The sequence below is a fragment of the Arthrobacter sp. 35/47 genome (assembly GCF_000520475.1).
Lineage (GTDB): Bacteria > Actinomycetota > Actinomycetes > Actinomycetales > Micrococcaceae > Arthrobacter_D > Arthrobacter_D subterraneus.
On sequence record NZ_KI914587.1, the window covers coordinates 89,553 to 93,664 of the forward strand.

Annotated in this window: 4 protein-coding genes and 2 pseudogenes; 4 read left to right on the plus strand and 2 right to left on the minus strand. The window is 65.9% G+C overall.

The window, feature by feature from the left end; genetic code table 11:
• Nucleotides 1–201 (minus strand): annotated as a pseudogene (locus X803_RS22700) (serine hydroxymethyltransferase); the annotation flags it as partial.
• A 421-nt stretch (nt 202–622) separates the two neighbouring features.
• Here X803_RS22700 and purU point away from each other — a divergent pair.
• The 4 genes and pseudogenes from purU to X803_RS0105100 all read left to right on the plus strand — a co-directional run bounded on the left by purU (nt 623) and on the right by X803_RS0105100 (nt 3,456).
• Nucleotides 623–1,453 (plus strand): formyltetrahydrofolate deformylase, encoded by an 831-nt coding sequence (purU, locus tag X803_RS0105085; protein WP_026544296.1) that lies wholly within the window; start codon nt 623–625, stop codon nt 1,451–1,453.
• A 32-nt stretch (nt 1,454–1,485) separates the two neighbouring features.
• Nucleotides 1,486–1,650 (plus strand): annotated as a pseudogene (locus X803_RS21350) (DUF1737 domain-containing protein); the annotation flags it as partial.
• Nucleotides 1,651–1,722: 72 nt separating this feature from the next.
• Nucleotides 1,723–2,244 (plus strand): gamma carbonic anhydrase family protein, encoded by a 522-nt coding sequence (locus tag X803_RS0105095; protein WP_026544297.1) that lies wholly within the window; start codon nt 1,723–1,725, stop codon nt 2,242–2,244.
• Nucleotides 2,245–2,379: 135 nt separating this feature from the next.
• Nucleotides 2,380–3,456 carry a Gfo/Idh/MocA family protein gene (locus X803_RS0105100; RefSeq protein ID WP_026544298.1) on the plus strand — a complete coding sequence of 359 codons (1,077 nt, stop codon included), beginning with the start codon at nt 2,380–2,382 and terminating at the stop codon, nt 3,454–3,456.
• Nucleotides 3,457–3,510: 54 nt separating this feature from the next.
• Here the strand turns inward: X803_RS0105100 and X803_RS21765 are convergent.
• Nucleotides 3,511–4,112: LPXTG cell wall anchor domain-containing protein (locus tag X803_RS21765; protein WP_162149191.1), on the minus strand; the 602-nt coding region annotated here is incomplete at its 5' end.

Genomic DNA, 4,112 nt, shown 5'->3' on the forward strand with positions numbered 1-4,112 from the left:
GCCCTCGGCGTATTTGTTGGTCAGGACCGAGCCCTGTGCTTCGAGGACCGAGCGCGGCGCGAAGTTCTCGGACGCGATCATCTCGAGAGTGTCTCGCTGGCGGGCGAGTTCGTTGTTGAGGACCGCGGCGATTTCCGGGTCCACTTCGGACAGCGGTGCGTTGGTCACGGACTGGGTCACAGAGGGAGAGGATGAAGTCACGGGAGGCTCCTGATGATGGGTGAGCGTTCTACAGGTCAGGCTACCTGTTGACCCGGGCGCACCCGAAGTTCCGGGCCCGAGCAACAGAGGGGGACTTGACCCACGGCCCAGGCGTGCGATCCGTGGTCGGCGCTGCGCGCCGTCGTACAGGACGGCGCATGCCGCTTCCTGGTGGTTACCCACCCAACGCCAGTCGCGACGCAAGCCATTCTAGAGGGTGGTCACCGTGGGCTTCCTACTGTGTCGGACGGTGACAGCTGCGGCGGAGGTGGCAGCGTACGACGACGACGGCGTTCCGCCGGCGGAACGGTAACCTTGGACGGTGACTGAAGCTGCGCAGGCCGGGTTCCCCGGCAACTTTTCGGGTGGTTCTTCCGGCAACTTTTCCGGCGATTTCGCGGGGGGCGCGCCGTCGTCGTTCATTCTGACGCTCTCCTGCGATGACCGGCCCGGGATTGTCCATGCCGTGTCCGGAGCGCTGGTGGCCGCTGACTGCAACATCACCGAATCCCAGCAGTACGGCAGCCCCGACTCGGGGACGTTCTTCATGCGGGTTGCCATCACCACCAGGTCTGAACGGCGCGCGGTGGAGGCGCATCTGGCCCCGGTGGCCGAGGCGTTCGGGATGAGGTGGGGCCTGCACACGGAAGGAACTCCGGCGCGCACGCTGATCATGGCGTCGAAATCCGCACACTGCCTCAACGATCTGCTGTTCCAGCAGCGTGCCGGCATGCTGCCCATCGAGGTGCCCGTGATCGTCTCGAACCACACCGATCTCGCCGATCTGGCAGCGTTCTATGGCATCGAGTTCCACCACGTTCCGGTAACCGGCGACGGGAAAGCCGAAGCCGAGGAGCGGCTGCTGGAGCTGGTTGCCGAGCACAGGATCGAGCTTGTGGTGCTGGCGCGCTACATGCAGGTGCTCAGCGACACCCTGTGCTCCAAGCTGGTGGGCCGGGCGATCAACATCCATCACTCGTTCCTGCCGTCCTTCAAGGGTGCCCGCCCCTACCACCAGGCGCATGCCCGGGGCGTGAAGCTGATTGGCGCGACCGCCCACTACGTGACCCCTGCCCTGGACGAAGGACCGATTATCGAGCAGGAGGTCATCCGGGTGGATCACGCCCGGACCGCACCCCAGCTGGTTGCCATGGGAGCCGACGTCGAAAGCCGCACCCTGGCGCAGGCCGTGAAGTGGCACGCCGAGCATCGGGTGTTGCTTGACGGCACGCGTACCGTGGTTTTCAACTGACCGTGCTGTTTGACCTTTACTGAGGAGACACCATGAGCGAGGAAACACCGCTGCGCTACCGCGTACTGACCGGCCCGGATGACCGCGCCTTCTGCGCCCGGGTCAGCGAGGCGCTCGAGAGCGGCTACCGCCTGCACGGCTCGCCCTCGGTGACGTACAACGGCGACCGCGTGATCGTGGCGCAGGCAGTGGTCCTCGAGGATTGACTGGGCCCGCCCGGCTCGACCGCACCACCGCTACCAACCCGACGACGGCGATAGGCTGGGCGGATGGGACACATCATTGAGTTCAGCGGCCATACTCCCTCGGTGCCGGAGTCGGTATTCGTGGCGCCGACGGCGTCCATCATCGGTAATGCGACCTTCGGCGAAAACTCGAGCGCCTTCTACGGCGTGAGCGTCCGGGCGGATACCGCAACCATCAGCATCGGTGAGGGCACCAACCTGCAGGACAACGTCGTCGTGCATGCCGACCCTGGCTTTCCCGCCACTGTCGGGAACCGTGTCAGCGTGGGGCACAGCGCCGTCGTCCACGGATGCACCATCGGGGATGACTGCCTTGTCGGCATGAGCGCGACCATCATGAACGGCGCCACGGTGGGAACCGGGTCGCTGGTCGCTGCCGGCGCCGTCGTTCTTGAAGGCACACAGATTCCCCCGCGATCCCTGGTGGCCGGGGTCCCGGCAAAGGTGCGCCGGGAGCTGACCGATGAGGAACTGCAGGGTGTCCGCGACAACGCATCCCGGTACCAGGAGTTGGCGGCGCGGCATCGGACTGCGCTTCCTTCCTGACGGCAGTTCCGGCCCGGTCCAAACTGGCCAGGCAGCACAATCCGGGGAGCTCGCCACCAGCCGTCCGCAGCCGGGGAGCCTCTCCATGTCGCGTCACGGGTGGACTGCTCCTGCCGCATTGGGAAGTATGAAGGAATGACCACAAACCTCCGCTTCCCCGTACCCCCCTGCGTCGCGCCGGACGCGCCGTCACCCTTCACCGCCACCGGCGAACCGCTGCGCTGGGGCGTCGTTGCCACCGGTAGCATCGCCCGGAAAGTGACCGAAGATCTGGCCCAACTCGAAGACGCTGTCCTGCAGGCGGTCAGCTCGCGGATCGAGGAGCGGGCACGCGCCTTCGCTGACGCCTTCGGCTTTGTGACCGCCCACTACGACGACGACGGTGCCCGCGGCTTTGAGCGGCTGGCCCAGGACCCCGACGTCGACGTGGTGTACGTTGCCACTCCGCACGGCCAGCACTACGAGGTCTGCAAGGCCCTCTTGTCAGCGGGCAAGCACGTCCTGTGTGAGAAAGCTTTCACCGTCAACGCCCGCGAAGCGGAGGAGCTGATTGCCCTGGCGCAGACCAAGGGTGTCTTCCTCATGGAGGCCGTCTGGACCCGCTTCCTGCCCAGCGTCAACAGGGCCTTTGACGTCATTCACTCCGGTGAACTGGGCGACATCCGCTGGGTTCAGGCTGACCTCGGTTTTCCGGCCGTCTATGACCCCGAGGCTCGTCTCTGGGACCCGCTCGCCGGCGGCGGTGCGCTGCTGGACCTCACCGTCTATCCGTCGACCTGGGCATTGGGATCGCTGGGATTCCCCACCTCCGTTTCCGCTGAGGGCACACTGAATAACGACGGCGTCGACGCCCAGAACGCACTCACGCTCACTTATGCGAGCGGTGCGCAGGCCCAGCTGAGCTCTTCACTGATCGCTTCCGGACCGTGCCAGGCCACCGTTGCGGGCACCCTTGGCTGGCTCCGTACGTCGGCTCCCCTTCACAATCCGCGTGAGCTGTATGTGCAGCCGCACGGTGGTGAGGCGCGGGTCGAGAAGTTCGAGCAGGCGGGTAACGGGTACTCGTACGAGCTCCGTGAAACCACCCGCTGCATCCAGGAAGGGCTCCTTGAGAGCCCCACTATGCCGCTGCAGCACACACTCGACACCATGCGGATGCTCGACGGCGTCCGGGCCCAGTTGGGCGTCCGGTACGCCAACGACGACCGCTAGGAAAGACCGTTTGCCGGCCGGTGCTGTGCAGGAACCGGCCGGCAAGCGGATCCTTTAGGCCCTCACCCCCGTCCGTCGGCGGACGGTCAGAACGGCGCCGCAAGCTATCAGCAGCCCTGCCAGTCCGAGGAGGGTGTACAGGTCAGTTCCCGTCTGAGCCAGGGAAGAACCGGATGCTGCCGCCGTCCCGGCAGAGCCGGCAGCAGACGACGCCGAGGCGGTAAATCCCGTGCTTGCCACCGAAATCACCGTCCCGGTGTTGGTGTTGGTGTTGGTTCCGGTCCGCAGCGCCACTCCCGAGGCACTTGTCCCGGTTCCGGAGTTTGCCGCTCCGCCGATAGCGCCGCCTTGGGTGGTAACACCTTCGTCGGAACCACCGTCAGCGGTGACGCCCCCCACGGCGCCACCGTTGTCGTTACCGTCATCAGCTGACGGCCCACCGGTTTCAGACGCCACGCCCAGTGCGACAGCGGCCTCCACGTTCGTATCCACAGCGGCGCCATCGAGCACACCGTCACCAGCGCCCAAAACCACAGCTGCGTCAACACTCGCATCCGCAACAGCATCACCGAGCACACCGTCACCGGCACCCAGCACAACCGCAGCATCAACATTCGCATCCGCCGCAGCATCACCGAGCACACCGTCACCGGCAC